This is a genomic window from Alcaligenes nematophilus (assembly GCF_026344155.1).
In the GTDB taxonomy this organism is placed as follows: Bacteria; Pseudomonadota; Gammaproteobacteria; order Burkholderiales; family Burkholderiaceae_B; genus Alcaligenes; species Alcaligenes phenolicus.
Genome location: NZ_JAPKMZ010000004.1, coordinates 25,014 through 44,250, shown reverse-complemented (window position 1 = coordinate 44,250; position 19,237 = coordinate 25,014). Strand labels below are relative to the sequence as shown.

At 54.9% G+C, this 19,237-nt stretch carries 17 protein-coding genes; 6 read left to right on the top strand and 11 right to left on the bottom strand.

Annotation, left to right across the window (positions count from 1 at the left end; all coding sequences use genetic code 11):
- Positions 1-160: 160 nt before the first annotated feature.
- Positions 161-1,471, bottom strand: a complete 1,311-nt coding sequence (locus OSH04_RS11440) for a ParB/Srx family N-terminal domain-containing protein (RefSeq protein ID WP_266108497.1) — start codon at positions 1,469-1,471, stop codon at positions 161-163.
- Positions 1,472-1,713: 242 nt separating this feature from the next.
- Between OSH04_RS11440 and OSH04_RS11435 the strand changes: the two genes are divergently transcribed.
- Entirely contained in the window at positions 1,714-1,998 is a 285-nt protein-coding gene (locus tag OSH04_RS11435; protein WP_137430454.1) for a hypothetical protein, read from the top strand.
- A gap of 99 nt (positions 1,999-2,097) precedes the next feature.
- Here the strand turns inward: OSH04_RS11435 and OSH04_RS11430 are convergent, their stop codons facing one another.
- From OSH04_RS11430 to OSH04_RS11415, 4 genes are all read right to left on the bottom strand, one after another.
- Entirely contained in the window at positions 2,098-2,574 is a 477-nt protein-coding gene (locus OSH04_RS11430; protein ID WP_083053569.1) for a copper uptake system-associated protein, read from the bottom strand.
- Positions 2,575-2,743: 169 nt separating this feature from the next.
- Positions 2,744-4,891, bottom strand: coding sequence for a TonB-dependent receptor family protein (locus tag OSH04_RS11425; RefSeq protein ID WP_266108495.1), 2,148 nt, complete (start codon positions 4,889-4,891; stop codon positions 2,744-2,746).
- Between the two features lie 62 nt (positions 4,892-4,953).
- Positions 4,954-5,382, bottom strand: coding sequence for a DUF2946 family protein (locus OSH04_RS11420; protein ID WP_338150064.1), 429 nt, complete (start codon positions 5,380-5,382; stop codon positions 4,954-4,956).
- A 64-nt stretch (positions 5,383-5,446) separates the two neighbouring features.
- On the bottom strand, positions 5,447-6,442 hold the full coding sequence (locus OSH04_RS11415; RefSeq protein ID WP_266108494.1) for a zinc-dependent alcohol dehydrogenase family protein: 996 nt from the start codon (positions 6,440-6,442) through the stop codon (positions 5,447-5,449).
- A 99-nt stretch (positions 6,443-6,541) separates the two neighbouring features.
- Between OSH04_RS11415 and OSH04_RS11410 the strand changes: the two genes are divergently transcribed.
- Positions 6,542-7,459 (top strand): AraC family transcriptional regulator, encoded by a 918-nt coding sequence (locus tag OSH04_RS11410; protein WP_266108493.1) that lies wholly within the window; start codon positions 6,542-6,544, stop codon positions 7,457-7,459.
- Positions 7,460-7,528: 69 nt separating this feature from the next.
- Here OSH04_RS11410 and OSH04_RS11405 read toward each other — a convergent pair whose 3' ends face one another.
- The 3 genes from OSH04_RS11405 to OSH04_RS11395 all read right to left on the bottom strand — a co-directional run bounded on the left by OSH04_RS11405 (position 7,529) and on the right by OSH04_RS11395 (position 11,473).
- Positions 7,529-8,866, bottom strand: coding sequence for a D-serine ammonia-lyase (locus tag OSH04_RS11405; protein WP_266108492.1), 1,338 nt, complete (start codon positions 8,864-8,866; stop codon positions 7,529-7,531).
- A 341-nt stretch (positions 8,867-9,207) separates the two neighbouring features.
- Positions 9,208-10,122, bottom strand: a complete 915-nt coding sequence (locus OSH04_RS11400; RefSeq protein WP_266108491.1) for a c-type cytochrome — start codon at positions 10,120-10,122, stop codon at positions 9,208-9,210.
- Positions 10,115-11,473, bottom strand: coding sequence for a cytochrome c (locus OSH04_RS11395; RefSeq protein WP_266108490.1), 1,359 nt, complete (start codon positions 11,471-11,473; stop codon positions 10,115-10,117). Before OSH04_RS11395 ends, OSH04_RS11400 begins: the two co-directional genes overlap by 8 nt.
- A 446-nt stretch (positions 11,474-11,919) precedes the next feature.
- On the opposite strand from OSH04_RS11395, the gene OSH04_RS11390 reads away from it, so the two are divergent.
- The 4 genes from OSH04_RS11390 (at position 11,920) to OSH04_RS11375 (ending at position 17,212) form a co-directional block, all read left to right on the top strand.
- On the top strand, positions 11,920-13,995 hold the full coding sequence (locus OSH04_RS11390) for a serine hydrolase domain-containing protein (protein ID WP_266108489.1): 2,076 nt from the start codon (positions 11,920-11,922) through the stop codon (positions 13,993-13,995).
- A 373-nt stretch (positions 13,996-14,368) separates the two neighbouring features.
- Positions 14,369-15,499: an NAD(P)/FAD-dependent oxidoreductase gene (locus OSH04_RS11385; protein ID WP_266108488.1), complete on the top strand. Its 1,131-nt coding sequence runs from the start codon at positions 14,369-14,371 to the stop codon at positions 15,497-15,499.
- 35 nt (positions 15,500-15,534) lie between these two features.
- Positions 15,535-16,608: a YkvI family membrane protein gene (locus OSH04_RS11380; protein ID WP_035273217.1), complete on the top strand. Its 1,074-nt coding sequence runs from the start codon at positions 15,535-15,537 to the stop codon at positions 16,606-16,608.
- A complete protein-coding gene (locus OSH04_RS11375; protein ID WP_035273216.1) occupies positions 16,598-17,212 on the top strand; it encodes a helix-turn-helix domain-containing protein in 615 nt (204 codons plus the stop codon). Before OSH04_RS11380 ends, OSH04_RS11375 begins: the two co-directional genes overlap by 11 nt.
- Here OSH04_RS11375 and OSH04_RS11370 read toward each other — a convergent pair.
- From OSH04_RS11370 to OSH04_RS11360, 3 genes are all read right to left on the bottom strand, one after another.
- A complete protein-coding gene (locus tag OSH04_RS11370) occupies positions 17,209-18,150 on the bottom strand; it encodes a formylglycine-generating enzyme family protein (RefSeq protein WP_083053558.1) in 942 nt (313 codons plus the stop codon). The two genes, OSH04_RS11375 and OSH04_RS11370, sit on opposite strands and share 4 nt — an antisense overlap.
- Before the next feature lie 154 nt (positions 18,151-18,304).
- Entirely contained in the window at positions 18,305-18,979 is a 675-nt protein-coding gene (locus OSH04_RS11365; RefSeq protein ID WP_266108487.1) for a hypothetical protein, read from the bottom strand.
- A 12-nt stretch (positions 18,980-18,991) separates the two neighbouring features.
- Positions 18,992-19,192 carry a hypothetical protein gene (locus tag OSH04_RS11360; RefSeq protein ID WP_223254031.1) on the bottom strand — a complete coding sequence of 67 codons (201 nt, stop codon included), beginning with the start codon at positions 19,190-19,192 and terminating at the stop codon, positions 18,992-18,994.
- Between the last annotated feature and the right edge of the window lie 45 nt (positions 19,193-19,237).

The following is a 19,237-nucleotide window of genomic DNA, read 5'->3' as shown; positions in this document are numbered from 1 at the left end:
AATGGCGATGGACGCATTCTTGTTGATTTGATGAGTATTGGTGAAAGGGATTGCTCGCTTGTCCCAAGAGTGAGGAAAGTCCAAGTTGTTGCGGTGCGTCTAGCTATTTAAAAAGCCCGCATTGCGGGCTTTTTATTTGATCAGGTTCTGACTAGCTTTATTACCACCCCCAGCAAGTCCCCGCCGCAGGCTTGCCGCAATTGCGGTAGTTCACTGCAAACCACAGCTTTCCTGCACCCCGTGGGCTACCGTCAGATTTGACGTCGTTGCGTGGCAGTTCTTCCAGGGTGTCGCGCGCTGTTTTAGTGTCGGAGTCACTGGCAGCGTCCGGTTCCAGGACGATACGGCCTAAAGCTGCTGCATCACGGTCTTCAAAGACCAGATCCGTGTCTTTCAGAGCCGTCATTTTCAAGGCTGCATCGCGCACGGCAGCCGCGTAGCTGTCGTTTGAACCACCGGGTTGCAAGGCCTTGTTCAAGGTGCTCACCGCCAGAATCTGGGCCGGTGTGGCGGGTGGAGCCATCAAGTATTCGTCCAGTTTGGCCAATTGGCCCTCAGAAGCTTGGCGGCGCAGCCAGTCGCCCCACAGAAACTCTGCGTATTCGGGCAGCTTGCCGTTTTTATAGGCAAGGTCGCGGGTGAAATACACCAGGGAGCGATAGCGATCTTCCTGCATGCCACCGGCTTCTTTTTCGCTGGCCAGCCCAACGCGGGTGGGCAGTTGCTCGACAGTAATAGTCTGGTTTTCACCATCACGCAGCCAGACCAGTTTCTCTTTGCTCATGCGCTCCCAGAAGGCGGACGCTTCGCGGATGTCGCTGTAGTTGGCGCTGACTTTTACCCAGACGGGCAGTTTGGGGCCGCCGTCCGGGATTTCGCGCAGGGATGAGAAGGTGTGGTGGCCATCGGTCAGATAGAGATTGCCGTCCCAGCCTACGACCACGGTTTTCAGGTTTTCTGTTTGCGAGCCCAGAGGGTCTTTGCACAGATAGGTGGTGGGCTGGTCCAGGCGGGCAGCTTGAGCCTCAGCGATGGTCAGAAATTTTTGAGCACGTTCGGTTCCGCCCATATCCTCGCAGTAGTCGTCAAACTTTTTGCCGATGGTGCGATTCAGGTAGTCCAGTTGCTGTTTGGGGTCCTTAGCCCAAGTGGGCCGATCCAGATCGCCTTGCCAGCGTCCCAGCTTGTAGTAAACCTGATCGTAGCCAATGGCCGCTTGGGTGGGATGCAGTTCTTCGATGCGGACCTTGATGACATCGCCTGCCTTGCTGTCCAGATAGGCGGTGTTGCGAGGTGGTTCCGGTTCTTCAGTGACCGGTGGCGTGACGACGGGGGCTTTGGAAGAGTGGTTGCCGCCTGTGCTGGAGCCGCTGTCGCAGGCAGCTAAGGCCAAGGGCAACAGGGCGATACCTAAGGCTCGCAGGAGCTGTTGTCGGGCTGGGACAAGAGAGGGCAAGGAAGCGAGGTTCATGGTCCGTAATGGGATTTTGTTGGAAGATCCTAGATCATGAGGGATGGGTATTGCCGGAACATTGCATTCAGAAACATTCATCGTTTGTGCGGGATAGCTGCCTGCTTGTCACGGCCGGGGCGAAATTGTGACCAGCTTGCTCAGTCCTCTCCCATGCGGACTGAATCCCGTAAACTGTCCACGCTTGAATTAAATCGCTAAATCACTTCCTGGCTGTGGGAGCTGGTTTTAAAAGGTCATTAATGTCGCTCTACAAAAAAGCCTGGCTGTTCACCTTGTTCAATATCTTGCTCCTGGTCGCCTTGTATTTTGGGCTGCCTGTGTTCGACCGTGTGTTGGGGACCTTCGGGTTTTTAGTCTTTGGCTTTTATGTTCTGGGCCAGGGCTTGGTAGCCATGACCGTTTTTACTTGCCCAAAGTGCGGTTTGTCGCCGTTCATGGGTAGCCAGAGCTTGTTCACCAGTTATTCGCCCTTTCCGCGCAAGAAGTGTGGCCAGTGCGGGCATGACCACACTCAGACTGAGTAGGGCAAGTTGCGATCCGGCGGCCCGGCGATCCGGCGATCCGGCCCGGTGCACTGATTCCTTGTTGACTCAGTCCTTGCGCAGCGGGTTCTCCTTCCTGGATTAGTCGGGTTGATGGTTGTGATCCACCACCATATTGTCTCCAAAGGTGGAGAATTTGGCGGTGACCTCGGCGGGCAGTTTGGCTTCAGCCTCGCTGGAGTTCTTGACCAGGCGTTCTGCTGCTTCAGTGCTCATGCCTGCCATGGTCAGGGTCTCCACATCGTTCAAGCCATCGCCACCGCACATATGAACATTCCATTCCCCATGACGACTCTTTAATAGCGCACGACCACCACGTGTCAGTTGCGTCCAACCCGCCAGGGCGTAGTCACCCTCGATTACGATAGGCTCCACCACAAGAGGGGCTTCGGGGCTGTCCCAAATCGCCTTCATGGCTTGGGAGATGCGATCGGCCTCTGATGGTGCAGCGCGAGCCATGCCCGTGAACATAGCGAACAAGATGAATAAAGCCATGGCGAAGAAAAGCCCATGGAGTGCCACTTTGAAGGTCTGGTGATGTTGTGAAGCGGTTTTCATAAGGACTCCTTGTTTCTCAAGCTAATAAAAGACAGGGTGGGGCTGTCGCCCCGAGCAGAGTGCCTAGCTGACTTGTTGGCAGCCAAGAGGCAGTGATCCGGCGTGTAAAGCGCGATAGTGGCGATTTGACGGGCATGACAAACCCCTTAGCAAGATAAAAAAAGTGGAATTAATACTGGATCTGCACACCGGCAAAGACCGATCTCCCTGTACCCGGCTCGAACAAGGGCGAGGAGGCTGTGGCATAGTCGGTAATGCTGGCGCTGGCGATATATCGACGATCTGTCAGGTTGCGGCCATCTATATAGAAGGAGTAGGGGCCGAGTTCCCATCCGGCTCGCAAGCCAAGCAAGGCATAGGAGCTGGTCTTGGTGGTATTGGCGTTGTCGACGTAATAGGCCTGGGGCACCCATTCCACATTGGGGCCAATGTGAAAGCCCGAAGGGTGTTTATAGATAATCTCTGCGCGAAGATAGTGCTTGGGTACGCCGGGCATTTGATTGTTGTTCCAGTCCCGATCATTGTCGAATTTGAAGTTGCTGTAGGTGTAGGCGCCTTTAATGTCCAGGCTGTCACTTTGCAGACCTTGCACCAACAAGCTACGAGCGGCCGTCCATTGCACACCTAGCTCTATGCCTTGATGGGTTGTGCGATCTGCGTTGACGGTTTTGTCGCAAATGTTCCAAGGCGCGCTGATGCATTGCAGCTCGTTTTTGACGCGGGCATGGTACAGGGAGACGTCCCAGGCCACGTTTCCGTTTTCCCCCCGGGTGCCTATTTCGAAGGTGGTGGCACGTTGAGCTTGCAGACGATCCAGATCATTGCGGGTCGAGAACGTCATGTCGTCAAAAGTTGGCGGCTCGGCGCTGCGGGAAATATTGCCGTAGATTTGCCACTGCGGACCTGCATCCCATAACAGGCCTAATTTGGGATTGAAGAAGTTGTAGCTCTTGTCCCCGGATCGGGTGGCGGGCAGGCCGCCGTTATACAAGTCCTGACGCTTACGTTGGGCGTGCATGTACTGCAGGCCGGTAATCAGGGACAAGTCCGAACCAAGACTCCAGGCGTTTTCGGCATAGGCGCTCAGGTTGCTGGCCCTGTCTTTGCTGGCAGACAGCTTCTCCTGCCGTTTGCCTCCTACGTTTACAGAGTTTTGAGCATCAATCTTGCCTGCCGACCAAGTCAAGCCTAGCGTGAAGCGGTTGTCTCTGCCTGCAAGCGGGCTGGTGTTGACCAGCCTGCCGTAAGCGCCGTAGCTGCTCGTGTCTCTATCAACAAACTGATAAATAGGGTGCCGTAGTGAGCTTTGCTCGAACCAGCCACCCAGTTCGTATTGAGTCTCTCCCATGACCAGCACTGTGCGGTTGGCAATGCGGCCTCCGTCCAGGTTGAGCTGCCAGTCGTGCTCTTTATTGGCTTTGGCAGCTTGCCGTGGATTATTCAGAGCCTGATCGCGGCTGACCGAGCCGGGAATATCCTGGTGAATTTGATAGCCGCTCAAGTAAAAACGGGTTTCTGACCGGTCTGAAAGCCGCCAAGCCAGGTTTGCGCTGGCCCGCGAGGAATGGCCAGCACTCTGCTCTCTGTAGCCATCTTGAGTTTGCCAGGAGCCGGAAATCACGCCATCCAGCTTCTCGCCCGCAAAACCGCTGCCAAGTTGCACGCGCCGCCAGCCAAAGCTACCGGTATCCAGACGCCCTTGAAAGGCGTCGGCATCATGGCCGGTGGGGGTGACGAAGTTGATGGCTCCACCTAAAGTAGCGGCTCCGTACTGCAAGGCATTGGCGCCTTTATAGACCTCGGTATAGCGGTAGGCAGTAGGGTCGATGCGATGAAAATTGCTGCTGCCGTCCGGGTCATTTAATGGAATGCCATCCTGGTACAAACTGATGCCGCGCAGATGGTAATACCGCGACAGACCCGAGCCACGTATGGACAGACGTGCATCATCTCCCCATTTGGGCTGTGCAAACACCCCGGGTGTGTAGTCCAGCATGTCTTTGACGGTGGCGGCCTTAGTGTCACGCCAGGCGCTCTCGGGCACCAGCGCCACCCCGCCCGCGACTTGTTCAATGGTTTTTTGAGCGCTTTGCAGGTCTGGAACGGTCAGACTTTTACCACGCTCTGGAGTGACGATGACGGGAGCCAGTGTCGGCGTCTGTGCATGAGCAAGGCTGGTCCAGGAGCTGGAAAACAGCAAGGTCAGAGCCAGGATGCTGCTTCGTGTGCGTGGTGATGTTTGTGCCGAGTGACGAGAGGGCGAAAAAGGGGCGGTCTGCACGGCGCATGCCTGTGCAGAAACACAAAAAATGGACATAAAAAAACCTTGAATGACTTCGCTGAAAAGCGACTGCACATACGACAGTCGACGACGAGAGATCAAGCAAGGTTGACAGGGGGAGCGCGTGACCCTAGTGGTGGCCCCAAGGCAGGCAGGGGCGGCAAGCTCTGATTACGGTGTACTAGCAACAAAGGCTGGTGAACCACCGGGACATCAAGGCTTGCCATATCAGCGCTGGGTAGGGCTACTTGAGACAGGACCAGTGCGTAAGGGCACTTCTGTATATCTGCGTGTTCATTGGATTGCGGCGGATCGGCCTGTCCTGTCAGGCTCATCCAGATCGTGCTGGGCGTTCCTCCGGGGGCGCAAAGCGTGACGGAAAAGAAGCCATTCTGTTCACCCGAGCTATCGGGCATGTAGCCTGCCGGGACCAGCGAACGGCTTAGAAATGACAGGATCGCCAGGCAAAAAAGAACTTGCCAGGCTATGCCATTTTTAACGAGAGAGCAGTGCCGTTGGACAGACATGGCGCGATTGTATTACAACTGCTTCTCAATAAGCTTTGATTTATCTTATGCCCGGGCTCCGTCATTAGTGATGGATCACGATTTTTCCAAAGCGATCGCGCTGTTGCAGATAGCGGTAGGCTTCATGAGCGTTGTTGAAATCGAAGACCCGGTCGATTACCGGATGGATCCGGTGCTGGCTAATGACTCGATTCATGGCTTCCAGATCACTGCGACTACCCACACCGATGGCTTTATAGCTGGCCTGACTAAAGACCAGATCCATGACATCCAGCGATGGCACGGATTTTCCCAATGAGCCGATCAAGGACACTTGCCCACCTACAGCAATCGCTTTGATGGATTGTGCAATTGTCACCGGACCACCGACATCGACAATACGATTGACGCCTTCGCCATGCGTGTAGTCTCGTACAAGCTCGGACCATTCTGGCGTGTCTTTGTAATTGAAAACCTGGTCAGCCCCTAACTGCAGCAGCTTGTCGAACTTATTGTCTGAAGAAGTGCTGGAGATGACGTAGGCTCCCATTGCCTTGGCTAATTGAATGGCAAAAATGGACACGCCACCTGCTCCTTGTGTCAGCACTGTATCGCCTGCATTAATACCGGCCAGTGCGGACCAGGCCGTCAAGGCTGCGCAAGGCAGGGTTGCTGCCTCTTCAAAACTCAGATGGGCGGGCATAGGCGACAAGGCCTCTGCCGACACGACTTTATATTGAGTCAGCCAGCCGTCATGCTCAACACCATATTGCTCCCGGCCTGCGTAGGCTGGGCCACCGAACCAGTTCGGGAAAAAGCTGTTGATGACACGGTCGCCCAACTTGAAGCGCTGCACGTCGGGGCCAAGGGCATCAATGATTCCTGCTGCATCTGACAGTGGTACAGCTCCTGGCGTAGTGGGATAGCGCAATGTACCTTTCATGACCAACAGGTCTCTGAAGTTCAAGGACGAGGCCATGACTTGAACCCGCACTTGTCCGGGACCGGGTTCGGGAAGCGGTTCCTGACCTCGTGTCAGGTAGTCCAAACTGCCATATTTTGTAAAACGGTAGGTGTCCATGCATGCTCCTGTTGATACTTGCATGGAGCATGCTAGGCTTGAGGCTTCAGACGATCTATAGTTGAAAATCCAATTTTCCTGTCTTATCGTCTGATAGTCATGAACCCCTTTGATGAAATCCTGGATGGCATGCGTTTGCAGCATGCTTTGTATGCGTGCTTCCAACTGCGTGCGCCTTGGGGCGTCAGCTTTGACACCGGCGAGTATGCGCGGCTGTTGATTGTCAGCAAAGGGGCTTGTTATTTGAAGGGAGAGCAGCGGGCCGATCCCGTGCTGCTGGAAGCGGACACCTGCATGCTTGTTCAACCAGGGGTGCAATTCTCGCTGTGTGACGGCAAGGAAAGTCCGCTGGTTTCCTGTGAGACTTTGGCTCGGTATCCGCATGATGAGCCGATCATCCATGGGGGCGATGGAGCTTTGACTGAAATCGTGACGGCCCGCTTTGCTTTCAACAAGTTGGCTGCCGAACCCCTGTTCAGTGCGCTTGGCCCCTTGGTACACACTCGCTTGAGGGCGGAAGATGCTGCCGCCATAAAAAGCATCCTGCATGTGCTGCAAACCGAAGCGCAAAGCCGGGATTACGGAACTCAGCTGATTAACGCCCGCCTGGTTGATGTGATGTTCATTCAGGTGCTGCGGGCTTTATCGCACTGTGCTTCCTTGGGGGCAGGGCTGTTGGCGGGTATTCGAGACCCCAGGATGGCCCCGGTCTTGCAAGCTGTGCATCAGCAGATTGCGCATCCGTGGTCGGTGGAGGAAATGGGCGCACTGATCGGGCTGTCCCGGTCCACCTTTTCTGCTTTGTTCAAGGCGGCTGTCGGGCAAGCTCCCTTGGCGTATCTGACGGCTTGGCGTATCTATAAAGCCAAGCTTTTGTTGGCAGCCGGTTCGCAGACGATAGGGCAAATTGCCGCGCAGGTGGGGTATGACAATGAGTCCAGCCTGAGCCGTGCTTTTAGCCGTTTGGAAGGAGTCTCGCCCGGTGTGTGGCGGCAGAGGCAAAGAGCCGGAGTTTGATGTCCGGCCCTACGTCAGAAGATTGAACAGGCGCAGTCTTGCCGGAGAGCCTGTTCTGTCTGTTTCCGCTTACAGGCTGCGCCCCTTATCCAGATAGGTTTGAAACTCCGTCTCCGGCACCATGCTGCCGCCCGTTCCCCAAACCAGGTGGGTAGCGTTCTCCAGCTGAACATGCGTAAAACCCATACGCTGCAGATATTCAGGCGAGTTCAATACCCGCGCCATGCCGGGCACGCCAGCCAGGGCGGAGGGTTCCAGTTTGACCTTGTCCTGTTCGTAGGCAATGACCATCAAACGGTATAACTCTTCGTCCGTGACGGTGTAATAGCCGTCGATCAGACGTTGCATGGCTTTGCCCACGAAGCCCGAAGGGCGTCCTACGGCCAAGCCATCAGCGGCGGTGACGTTATCAATTCCGAAGTCTTGTACGCTGATCTCATCATGCAAACCGGTATAGACGCCCAGTAGCATGCAAGGTGAGTGGGTCGGTTCCGCAAAGAGGCAATGCACGGCATCGCCAAAAATCAGTTTCAGGCCAAAGGCTACGCCACCAGGGCCACCACCAACGCCGCAGGGCAGGTAGACAAACAAGGGGTGGTCCACGTCCACAACAATGCCCGCTTGCTGAAACTGTGCTGCCAGTCGTTCGGCAGCCACTGCATAGCCCAGAAAAAGATCCGGGGAGTTTTCATCATCCACAAAGTAGCAGCGCGGGTCCTGGGAGGCTTGTTCGCGGCCTTGTTCCACCGCCACGCTGTAATCGGATTGGTGCTCGACCACATTGACGCCGTTGGCTCGCAGCTTGTCTTTTTTCCATTGGCGGGCATCGGCAGACATATGGACGCTGACTTTAAAGCCCAGCTTGGCACTCATGATGCCGATTGATAGTCCCAGGTTGCCGGTGGAGCCGACGGCGATGGAGTATTGGCTGAAGAAAGTACGGGCCTGTTCGCTATCCAGCTGGCTGTAATCGTCCGTCAGCGTGATCAGGCCTGCTTCCAGTGCCAGATCCTCTGCATGTTTCAGGACTTCATGGATGCCGCCACGGGCTTTGATGGAACCGGAAATGGGAAGTTCGCTATCAGCCTTCAGCCGCAAGGTCCCTGCCTGCTCCAGCACGTTTTCTTGAATCAGTGTTTGGCGTAGCTGATGCAAGGGCTTGAGAGGGGATTCGATAATGCCGTTGCTGGTTGCGGTATCTGGAAAGACGGCCTTCAGATACGGCGCAAAGCGTTGCAGACGCGCGCTGGCAGCCTGCACATCCTTGGCGTCCAGTCCCACATCTGCCAGGGCTTGGGCGGTGGGGGCGATGGCTGGATTGAACCAGGTGCTTTCTTTCAGGGCGATCAGATCGCGGATAAGGGGATGGCTGTCTTGCCAGGCCGCCAGGGTTTTTCCATGGATCATGCGTTCACCTGATGAGTAGCTGGGTTTTAAGGATAGAGAGAGGAACGATGCTACACGATTGCGCTTAATGATAGGGATGGCAAGGAGCTTGAATTGAGCAGGGAGGAGCAGGAGAGGGCAAGGCGGAAAGTGATGACTATCGCAGTCTGCTTGTCAGGCTTGGAAGTACAGACAAAATGGTGGAAGCAGTCTGCAATTGAGTGCCGGTGCTCCGCGAAACAGGAAAACACTGCCCTCATCAAGAGGGCAGTGTTAATGGCTTTAAGGGTGTCTGTCTTGGGGTTCAGATCTTCTGGAAAAAAGCGTCAGGCACGCTTTAATCCAATTAGGAAGCGCGGATGTTAATACCGTGCATCCTTGGGTTTTTTACCATTCGGCCAGTCGTTCACTTTGCTCGCAAAGTCAGGCCGTGGCATATGCGTAAAGTACTCGGCAATGTCCACAGCATCCTGATCATTCAGCACCCCTCCTTGGCCCCAGGCTCCGTGCGACGCCACGCTCATGGGCATGTTGTACTTGATGAATACCGCGGCCTTGAAGGTACGTGCCATACCTGCGCCTATATTGAAGGATTCATCCCCCCATAATGGCGGAAATACGATATTGCCGCGTTCATCCTTCAGGCCTTGACCTTCAAAGCCGTGGCAGCTGGCACATTGGACCGTATAAAGTGCTTTACCACGCTCGGGATTGGGGATCAGATCATGATCCAGTGGGCCGTCAATAGGCATCTGGACTTTTTGACCGGCTTGAACCCCTTGCGCCAACCACTTCATATACGCCAGCATGCCTTGCATTTCCGGCGAGTCTACAGCTATGGCCTTGCCATTCATGGAGCGCATGAAACAGCCATTGATGCGGCCGGCCAAGTCCACCATCTTGCCCGAGCGGGGCATGACCTTCGGGTAGCTGACAAAGCTGTTGATGTAATGCGCACCGCGCGGAGCTTTGCCTTGGTCAATATGGCAACTATTGCAGTTCATGGCGGCGCCCACATTGTCGGGCAGCAGACGACGTGTTTCGTTCAAGAGGCGTTTGCCGTACAAAATGGCGTCGGCGTTTGGTTCTTTCTCGATCAGCAGGTCCGAAGGAATGGTGTATTGACCCACCACCTCTTTGCTTTCCACATTAATAATGGGATACGTGGCTGGGGTCGGGCCCGTCAGGGCGGGGCTGGAGGCAAAGGCATACCAGCTTGCCACTGCGACACCGGCAATGGCCACCGCCAGAACGGACAGGGTTTTGGCTTTACTCATGGCTGGCTCCTTGAGGCAGGATATTGGGCGATTTATTGGCTACAAACTGGCGGATGTGGGCAACGTCGGCCGCCTGCACGGTGGGGGCCTGGTTGGTCCAGCTGGTACGAATGTAGTTCACAAGATCGGCGATTTCCTGGTCGCCCAAATGGCGGAAGGCAGGCATGGTGAAGGTCATTGTGTCGACCTTGTTTTCAGGCATACGTCCACCTTCCAGGGTCACTTGAATGACTGATTGCGGGTTGTTGGCAAAAACAGCCGAGTTGCCAGCCAGCGCCGGGAAGACGCGCGGCACGCCCTTGCCATCAGCCCGGTGACAGGTCACACAGTGGGCGGCATATAACCAGGCGCCGGGCGAGGTGTACTGACCATCCAGCTGTGTTTGTGTAGTGGCATCCGCTTGGTGCGGGATCTCGGGGTTGCGACCTTTGATGGGTGGCAGGGATTTCAGATACTGCGCCATGGCCTTCTGGTCCCGAGGTGTCATGTACTGAGTGCTGTGTTCGACCACATCCGTCATGGCGCCAAAGGCCGCTACTTTATCGGTACGGCCGGTGGCAAAGAAATCCAGCAGCTCGTCTTCAGACCAGCTGGCCAGGCCACGACCTTCGCCGCGCAGGCTCTTGGCGCGCCAGCCATCAATGACGGCACCGGACAGATAGTCGTCGCCGTCTTTCAGGCTCAAGGCCAGTTCTTGATATGCCACGCCGCGCGGTGTGTGACAGGCACCGCAGTGGCCGGGGCCCTGCACCAGATAAGCCCCCCGGTTTTTCAGATCATCCAGGCCTTCATCAGCTACAAATGTCTGATCAGTGGGAGCAAACAACCATTGCCAGAAAGCAATGGTCCAGCGCATCTGGAAGAGCTTGGGCAAAGTGGGCTCGGCATTTTGCTGTTTGACCGCCGGAACGCCCTTCATGAAGTAGGCGTACAAGGCATTCATGTCCTCGTCGCTCATGACCGAGTAGGAGGGGTAGGGCATGGCGGGGTAGAGTGCAGCGCCGTCCTTGCGTACTCCGTGCTGGACGGCCGTTTTGAACTCGTCCAGGGTGTAATTGCCTATGCCGGTGTCCTTGTCGGGTGTGATGTTGGTGGAGTAGATCGCTCCCAGCGGGGTTTGCATGGCCAGGCCGCCTGCATACTTTTGGCCGCCAGGAACGGTATGACAGGCCACGCAGTCGCCGGTGCGGGAGACGTAGGCTCCCTGCTTGATCAGGGCGTCATCATCCAGCTTGATGGTGCTTGCCGAGGGGGAGACGATGCTGCGTTGCGACAAAATAAGCTGAGATCCACCATAAGCGGCCCCCAACCCCACTAGTGCAAGGATCAAGGTCTTAGATAAGACATTCATAGACATTACCCATAATTATTAAATAAATGCGTCAAATAACTTCGAGTCACACTCAGTACGCATGGTATAGAGAGCCCAGGAGGCAAGAAACCGTTGTTCGGAGCAGAATTGATCTAACTCAATGGTTATGTATATAGGCTTATAGCGGGTTGCGATTGCAAACTTAAAGCGCCACTTATATGGCGGCTAAATAGCAGGACTCGTTGCCCGCCTCCCTGTAAAAGCTTCTTGAGTTGGCTCGTTGGTATCAAAAAGATACATAAGGAATTATTTGGGTATATTTAATCCATCGAGACATCAACAAAGCCCGGCATGCTGCGCTCTAGCCTGTCTGCTTTGGATGCTGATTTCATGTGTCGTGCAAGCAATGGGCAGCTTGTGGTGCTCTGGCTGATTTTGAAAGGCTGCCATCACCCACGATTTTGTTTTACTTACACGGAATTCTCATGCTGAAGATACGGCTGAAAAAAGTGAGCCAGACTTTGCTTCTAGCTGCTCTTTGTGCCACAGCAGTGCCCGCCACGGCTGATACGCCACAGGCTGTCAGTCTCTTGCAAAGCAGCCGCGCCATTGCAGAGTTAAGTCGCTATACCCAGGAAATCGCCCGCAAAGTCGCGCTGCGCCCAAACTTCACCAGTCTGCAATATGCCTTGATCGAAAATGACACGATTGTGCTGAGCGGTCATGCGGGTAAAAACGATACGCCTCTGAATCATGAGACGGTGTATGCCATTGGCTCGGTCAGCAAGCTGTTTGCGGTAGTCAGTGTCATGAAGCTGGCGCAGGAGGGCAGGCTGGATCTGGATACGCCTGTTTATCAGTACATGCCGGACTTTCGCATGGCTGATCCACGTTACCAGCAGATTACGGCCCGGATGCTGTTGAATCATTCGGCGGGCTTGCGTGGCGACGACATCATCAATGACTCCTTGTTCATGGGGGACAACAATCGCAAAGGCTATGAGCAGTTCTTGGACACCTTGGCTGTGCAAGGATTGAATGCAGATCCGGGAGCGTTCTCCGTGTACTGCAATAGCTGCTTTACCTTGACGGAAAAGCTGGTGGAGTACGTAAGCGGGCAGAGTTTCACGGACTATATCCAGACTTCTTTCAATACGCCTTTGGGCATGACGCATACCAGCACCCCGATGAATGGGCCTGGGGAGAATTATGCGCGTTTGAAATGGCCTGGCCGAGACAATGGTTTGCCCTGGATTCACTACAACGTGATTGCTTCGGGCGGAGTGAACTCCACTGCCGAAGATATGGCCAGGTTTGCCCGTTTGTTCATGCAGGACGGTCCCGGTATTTTGTCTATGCAATCCCGTGAGGCCATGCAAGCGCCTGAATATTTACGCGGTTTGTGGCCAGAGGATGTGGACGATAACGGCAATTACGGCTTGGGCTGGGACAGTGTGAAGCTGTATCCCTTTAACGATCTGGGCATTCAGGGCTTGGCCAAAGGCGGTGACATTACCGCACATCATGCGATTTTGGTGGTGTTGCCCAAGCTGAATATGGCGGCTGTGGTGCTTAGCGCAGGGGGGAATAGCGGCAAGAATCAGCTGATTGCGAAGAAAATGCTGCTCAAGGCTTTGGAACTGAAAGGCTTTGATGTGTCAGTGTTGGCAAACAAGTCTTTTTCTGTTGAGGCGGACGCGCCCATGCCTGCTGAGTTGCTGCGCTATGCCGGGGTATACGGCGATAGCGGTGCTTTGATGCAGGTGAACATCCAGGCTGATGGCGCCTTGAGCATTGAGACCGGGAACGGCGTCACCGAGCAGTATCAATACGCCGGTCGATTGGGCTTTGTGAATGCCGAGCGTTCTATTCGTATCCAGTTTGTGGATGCTCCCAATGGCCGTATTTATCTATGGGATCGGCGTTACGAGACGGACAAGGGCTTGGGCCAGGAAGCCCAATCTGCTTACCGGGCGCAGAAATTGTCGCCCAATGTGCTGGATGCAGCGATTCAACAAGTTTGGGAACAGCGTAACGGCCTGCGCTATTTCCCGGTGAAGTATTTGTACAACTCCGAGTATTACTTTGTGGACGGGATGCCCGGTGCCAAGCTGGCGTTGAGCAGGGAGCTGGATGGCTATGTGGGGGCCTTGCGTATTCGTGACGCGCAAACTGCGGCCAGCGAGGTGCAAATTCCGGGACAGGCCGGTCGAGAAACCTCACACGCCAGTTTTGAGCTGCATGGTGACAAGGAATATCTCCTGCTCAATAACGACTTGATGCTGAGCGAGCAGGCTATTCGTGCTTTAACTAGTTCAGATCGTCGAGTTCTCTTAGACCCGCAAGGTTTTGCGCAATGGTTCAGGCTGGACGAGCCAACCGCTCAGAAGACCTTGACTGTGAACGTGCCGGCTCGTAGCGCCTATGCCGTGTATGACGAAGAGGGCGGCTGCATTCATTACAGCTTGCTCGATGGCACAGGTCCGGTGAGCCTGCCCACGAAAGGTCACATAGTGTTTGCCGGTTCTCCTACTGCCGTATTTGAGTTGAATATTCAGTAAAACCCGATTCCCAAGAGCGTCCTGCAGAGCACGGGCGGACGCTTTTTTGCCTTCTGACTCGTTTGGGTCAGAAGGTTTTTTTTGATCTTTTTTCGGGGGGCTCGGACTGTAAATAGGTGAGGTTTAAAAGAAAATCCCCGATGTTTGAATAATTGATGGCGTAGTAAAAAGGGTTCCAGGCGCTTTTTTCTGTGGTCTGACTGCTGGGGTGAAAACAGCCTTCAAGCGCTTTTTTTTAGTCGAAACGGGCTCGGATCTGGCGCCACACAAGGCTTGCAAGCAAGCCCGAAGTGTCCGCCTAGTAAAAACCCTCTTGGATGTTTTTCTTGGAAAGACCTACTATTAGCCCTCAATTATCGGATATGAGAATTTTATGGTGTACGACTACGTAATTGTTGGAGCCGGGATGGCAGGCGTGTCTTTGGCCTACCGTTTGCCTGAAAGTGCCCAAGTGCTGGTTCTGGAAAGAGAGTCCCATGCTGCGTATCACTCCACTGGACGCTCGGCTGCGATGTTTGTTGAAACCTACGGTACGGAGACAATTCGTGCTTTGACCGTTGCGGGTAACGATTTTTTCAGCCATCCACCTGCTGGCTTTAGCGATCAGCCAATTTTGCTGCCGCGCGGTGTGCTGTATGTGGGGACCGCCGATCAGCAGGATTTGCTGGACAGCCAGTATCAGGATTGGCATGAACAAGGTCTGGATGTGAGCCGCTTGAGTGCCGAAGAAGCCTTGGCCATGGTGCCCTGTCTGGACCCTGCGCAATTGGCCGGTGCCTTGTATGACGGTCAGGGTCAGGACATGGATGTACATGCCTTGCACCAAGGGTTTCTGAAAGGTGCACAAGCCAAGGGTGTGAAACTGCGTCTGGATACGGAAGTGGTGTCGGCCAAGTGGGATGGCGAATGTTGGGAAGTTCAGCTCAACGCCGAGCCTGCAAGTTTGCGCACTCGTGTGCTGGTCAATGCGGCGGGGGCCTGGGCTGATACCTTGGCAGAACGCTGTGGCGTGCAGGCCTTGGGCATTCAACCCAAACGCCGTTCCGCCTTCCTGTTTTCGCCGCCTGAAGGTGTGGATCATCGTGAGTGGCCCGCCGTCATTGATATTGGCGAAGAGTTCTACTTCAAGCCCGATGCTGGCATGTTGCTGGGTTCGCCTGCCAATGCCGACGACGTGGATGCCCATGATGTCGTGGCTGAAGAGCTGGATGTGGCCACCGGCATTTACCGTATTGAAGAGCGCACTCAGCTCCGTATCCGTCGTCCCAGCCACACTTGGGCGGGGCTGCGCAGTTTTGCTCCTGATGGTGAGCTGGTGATTGGTCAGGATGCAAACTGCCCCGGCTTTTTCTGGCTGGCCGGTCAAGGTGGCTATGGGATTCAAACCGCTGCAGGCGCGTCCTTGCTGGCGGCCAGTTTGTTGCAAAAGCAGGATCTGCCCGATTCTTTGAAGGCCCTGAATATTGATCCGGCTGTGGTGTCACCCGCTCGTTTCAGAACATAAAAACAGCAGCACTTTGATCTCCCGGAGGAGAAAGCATGTCGAATATAAAAAATATCCTGGGCATTGCGATGGCCTTTGTCGGTGTGGTGGTGGGGGCCGGCTTTGCATCAGGACAAGAGATATTGCAGTTTTTCAGCAGCTTTGGGTATTGGGGGCTGCTGGGAGGGGTGGTCAGTGGTCTGTGCTTCACGATACTGGGCATGGCGGTGGGGGAGCTTAGCCAGGTTTCGGTATCGCATTCCTTCAAAGAGGGCTTGTATCTGATTTGTGGGCCGCGTCTGGGTGTGGTGGTCGACATCATGATTACCTTCTTCATGTATGCGATTGCCGTGGTGATGTTTGCTGGTGGCGGCTCGCTGATGGAGCAGCAATGGGGCGTGCCGGCGCAATACGGCAGTATCGCCGTCATGCTGATTACCGTGCTGATTGTGTTCTTGCGCGTGGATCGGGTGATGGCCTTTATTGGCAGCGTCACGCCTATCCTGGTTCTGATGATGATTTTCCTGTGTATTTACAGCTGGAATACGCGGGATTTGCCATTGGAAGAACTGGATGTGATTGCGCAGACTAAACCACAAGGTGCGGGGCATTGGCTGGTTGGCTCTTTGCTGTACGTGTCCTACAACATGGTGGTGGGGGCGCCGTTCCTGATGATTGCCGGTGCGCAAGCGACTTCTCGGCGCAATGCCTTGCTCGGTGGACTGGTAGGTGGCTTGTTGCTGGGCTTTTTGATTGTGCTGATCAGCGCCGGTGTGTTTGGCCGTATCGATACGATTGGCTCGGCGGCCTTGCCCATGCTGATGCTGGCTACTGAACAGTCCAAACTGCTGGGAACCATTATGTCCGTGGTGATTTTCGCCATGATTCTGACAACCTCGGTGGGTGTGCTGTATTCCTTCTCGGCCCGGATTTTTACGCCCAATACCCGTAAATTCAATATCGGTACGGCTATTGCCGGGGTGCTGGGACTGGTGGGCGCCAAGATTGGTTTCATCAATCTGGTGGGTACGGTATACCCGTTTTTTGGTTACCTGGGCTTTGTTTTGATGGCCTGGATTCTGATTGCCTGGTTCCGTTTGCGCCGCTTACAATCCAGGAATGCTACGTAATGAACTGCTCAGCAAGGAACAGGTAGGAACCCGCCTGCGCCAAGCCCGACATAATCAAAAACAGACACTCAAGCAGTTGTCTGAAAAAACCGGCTTGGCGCTATCTACCATTTCCAAAGCAGAGTTGGGGCAGGTCACTTTAAGCTATGAAAAGTTTGTGGTCCTGGCCCGTGCCCTGAATATTGAAGTCGGTTCTTTGTTTGCCGTTCCCGATCAGGAAACTGCGCAGCCATTGCCCACCACCGAAGTGGGCATTTCCAGCCATAAATCTACGGCCACCCCTGGCTATGCCACCCGCAACTATGAATACGGCCTGTTGTTTGGCGAGCTCAGCGGCAAGCACATGAATCCGATTCTGGCCGTGATTGATTCACGCGATGCCAGTGAGTTTGACGACTATATCCGTCACGCTGGGCAGGAGTTTGTGATCGTGCTGTCCGGCTCTATTGCCATTCAGTTTGAAACTGGCGAAACCCTGTTTCTGGAAGCCCACGAGTCAGCGTATTTTGACAGCGGTATCGGACATATCTATTTATCCACCAGCGAAGACGACGCCAAGGTTGTGGCTGTCTGTACCAGCGGCTTGCCGCCGGGGATTGTTTAAGGTTCGTCGCTTGGTTTGCGCTTGTCCGTTACATCATCAAAAATCGGTGGCAGGATGGTGTTTTGCGTGGCCGATACGGGTGGCGTGCCGTTGGTTTTCAAGGGGGCCACACAACGCGCGGTGGAGTGCTGGAAATACACAGTGCCTACTGGGCGGCCTTTCAGACGAGCCAGTTCGGGCTTGGCGTCAATAGCCGCCTCCGACAAGGGAAAGACAATGCCGCGTGTGGGGATGGTGTGGCGTGAGCTGGCTCCCTCATTGCTGCCGCCTTTGAAAATCCGTACGTGGGCTGGATCCCGGGTCGGGTCTGAGATCACCCATTCATGCAGGCCATTGGCCATATCCTGAATGCCCAGCGGATTGGGTGGGAAGGCGCCCGTCTTGTTTTTGTCTGCTTCATTGCCTTGCTCAGGCAAGTTGCGGCCTGCCTGCCACTGGCCGTTGTCGGTTGCCCAGGGAAAGGGCTGGCCACGGCTGCGGGCCGCGTATTCCCATTCAGCCTCTGTAGGCAGGCGCATGTCCAGGCCGTTGTTTTTTCCTAACCAGGCGCAAAAGGCTTCGGCTTCGTCGTAGGGCATATTGGCGACCTGTTCGCCATCGCCTTTTACCGGCTGCCAGCGCGCAGGGCGCTTGGTTTGCTTCAAGAAGCGATCGTACAAGGCGTTAGTTGCCTCTTTTTTCATGATGGAAAAGGCGTTGACCTCTACCGGGTAGGGCTCCAGAGCCCCCTGATCCGGCTGTGCCACCCATTGCACGGACAACTCACCGTCGGAGTTACGCATGGGAACCTGAAAATTGCCGGCCATAAAAGAGCCGCCTTCTACCTGGATCAGTTCGGGACCGGGTTCGGGGCGCGTGGGTAGTGATCTCAGCACCAGCAGGAGCAGGACGCTGGCAACGATGAGGGTGGCGCTGATCCGAAAGGGGGTATGACGCAATCTTGTTTCCTTGCTCTCACCGCATGTGAGGTGAGAGCTTTGTCGATTAATTTCGCTTATATGGCCCCGTATTATTCCATGCCTGTTTATAAGACGGGTCTGTCTGAGCGCAGAGTTTAATGATTTATTGGTATGGAGGGGGCGTCTATTATGTTTATTCGGCGTTTTTAGACGGTTTTTCAGGGACAACCGTCAAAGGAATGCGGATAGCCTGGCCTTCCTGGATCATAAAGTGCCAGCGAGTGGCATCAAACAAGGCTGGGCTGATCTCAAAGACTGCGACATCCGAAACGCTCACCAAGGGGTTGATTTTGTCAGAGCCAACCGTGTCCAGATCATGAGCGTAGCGATAGTCCTGTGTCGCTCGCTGATTGGGCGCTACTTTCTGGCCTGAAGGGTCAACCAGAAACAGGCGTGGCCGATGGATCTGCGGATTCAGTGGACGGGGGCTGGTGTTGGTGTAGCGGTAGTGCAAGACGATAAACAGATTGTCCTGACGCGCCGGAGTTGCCAGTTCCCCGGAGTCCAGCTGAGTCTGACGCTGCCATTCATCCAGATAAGTATGCAGGCGCACACCCTGATAGTCGGGCGTGAACAAGGTCGTCCCGTAGTTCAGAACGGGAGCCGCAGGCGGGATAGGCGCAATGCCGGGAAGGGAGCCAGGCTGCTTTTGTGTAGACAGAACCCGATCGTTTTGACTGTAGGCAGTGGCAGAACACAAGGCTAAAGCGGCGCACAGCCAAAAACGGGGCAGGGTGACAGTCATGGATGTGGACAGGGCCGCTTCAAGAGGTGTAGGCAGGGGAATGGGGGCCTTAATCGCAGGCAAAAAATAAACGGCTCAAGAGCCGTTTTTCTTAACTACTTTTTTTAGATCGTCCAGCTCTTTGCGCAGGGCGACAACTTCGTCACTGAGCAAACCAATAACGGCCATTTGACTCTGATACATTTCGACCAGCGGGTGGTAGCTAATCCCACGGCTGGTCAGTTCCCGGCAAAGCGCGCTAAGCCCGGTGCCAGCGCGCTTGGTTAAAGTAGCCATCTTCCTGTGATCCATAAGCCTGCATCCTGATCAGTAGTTGTTCGA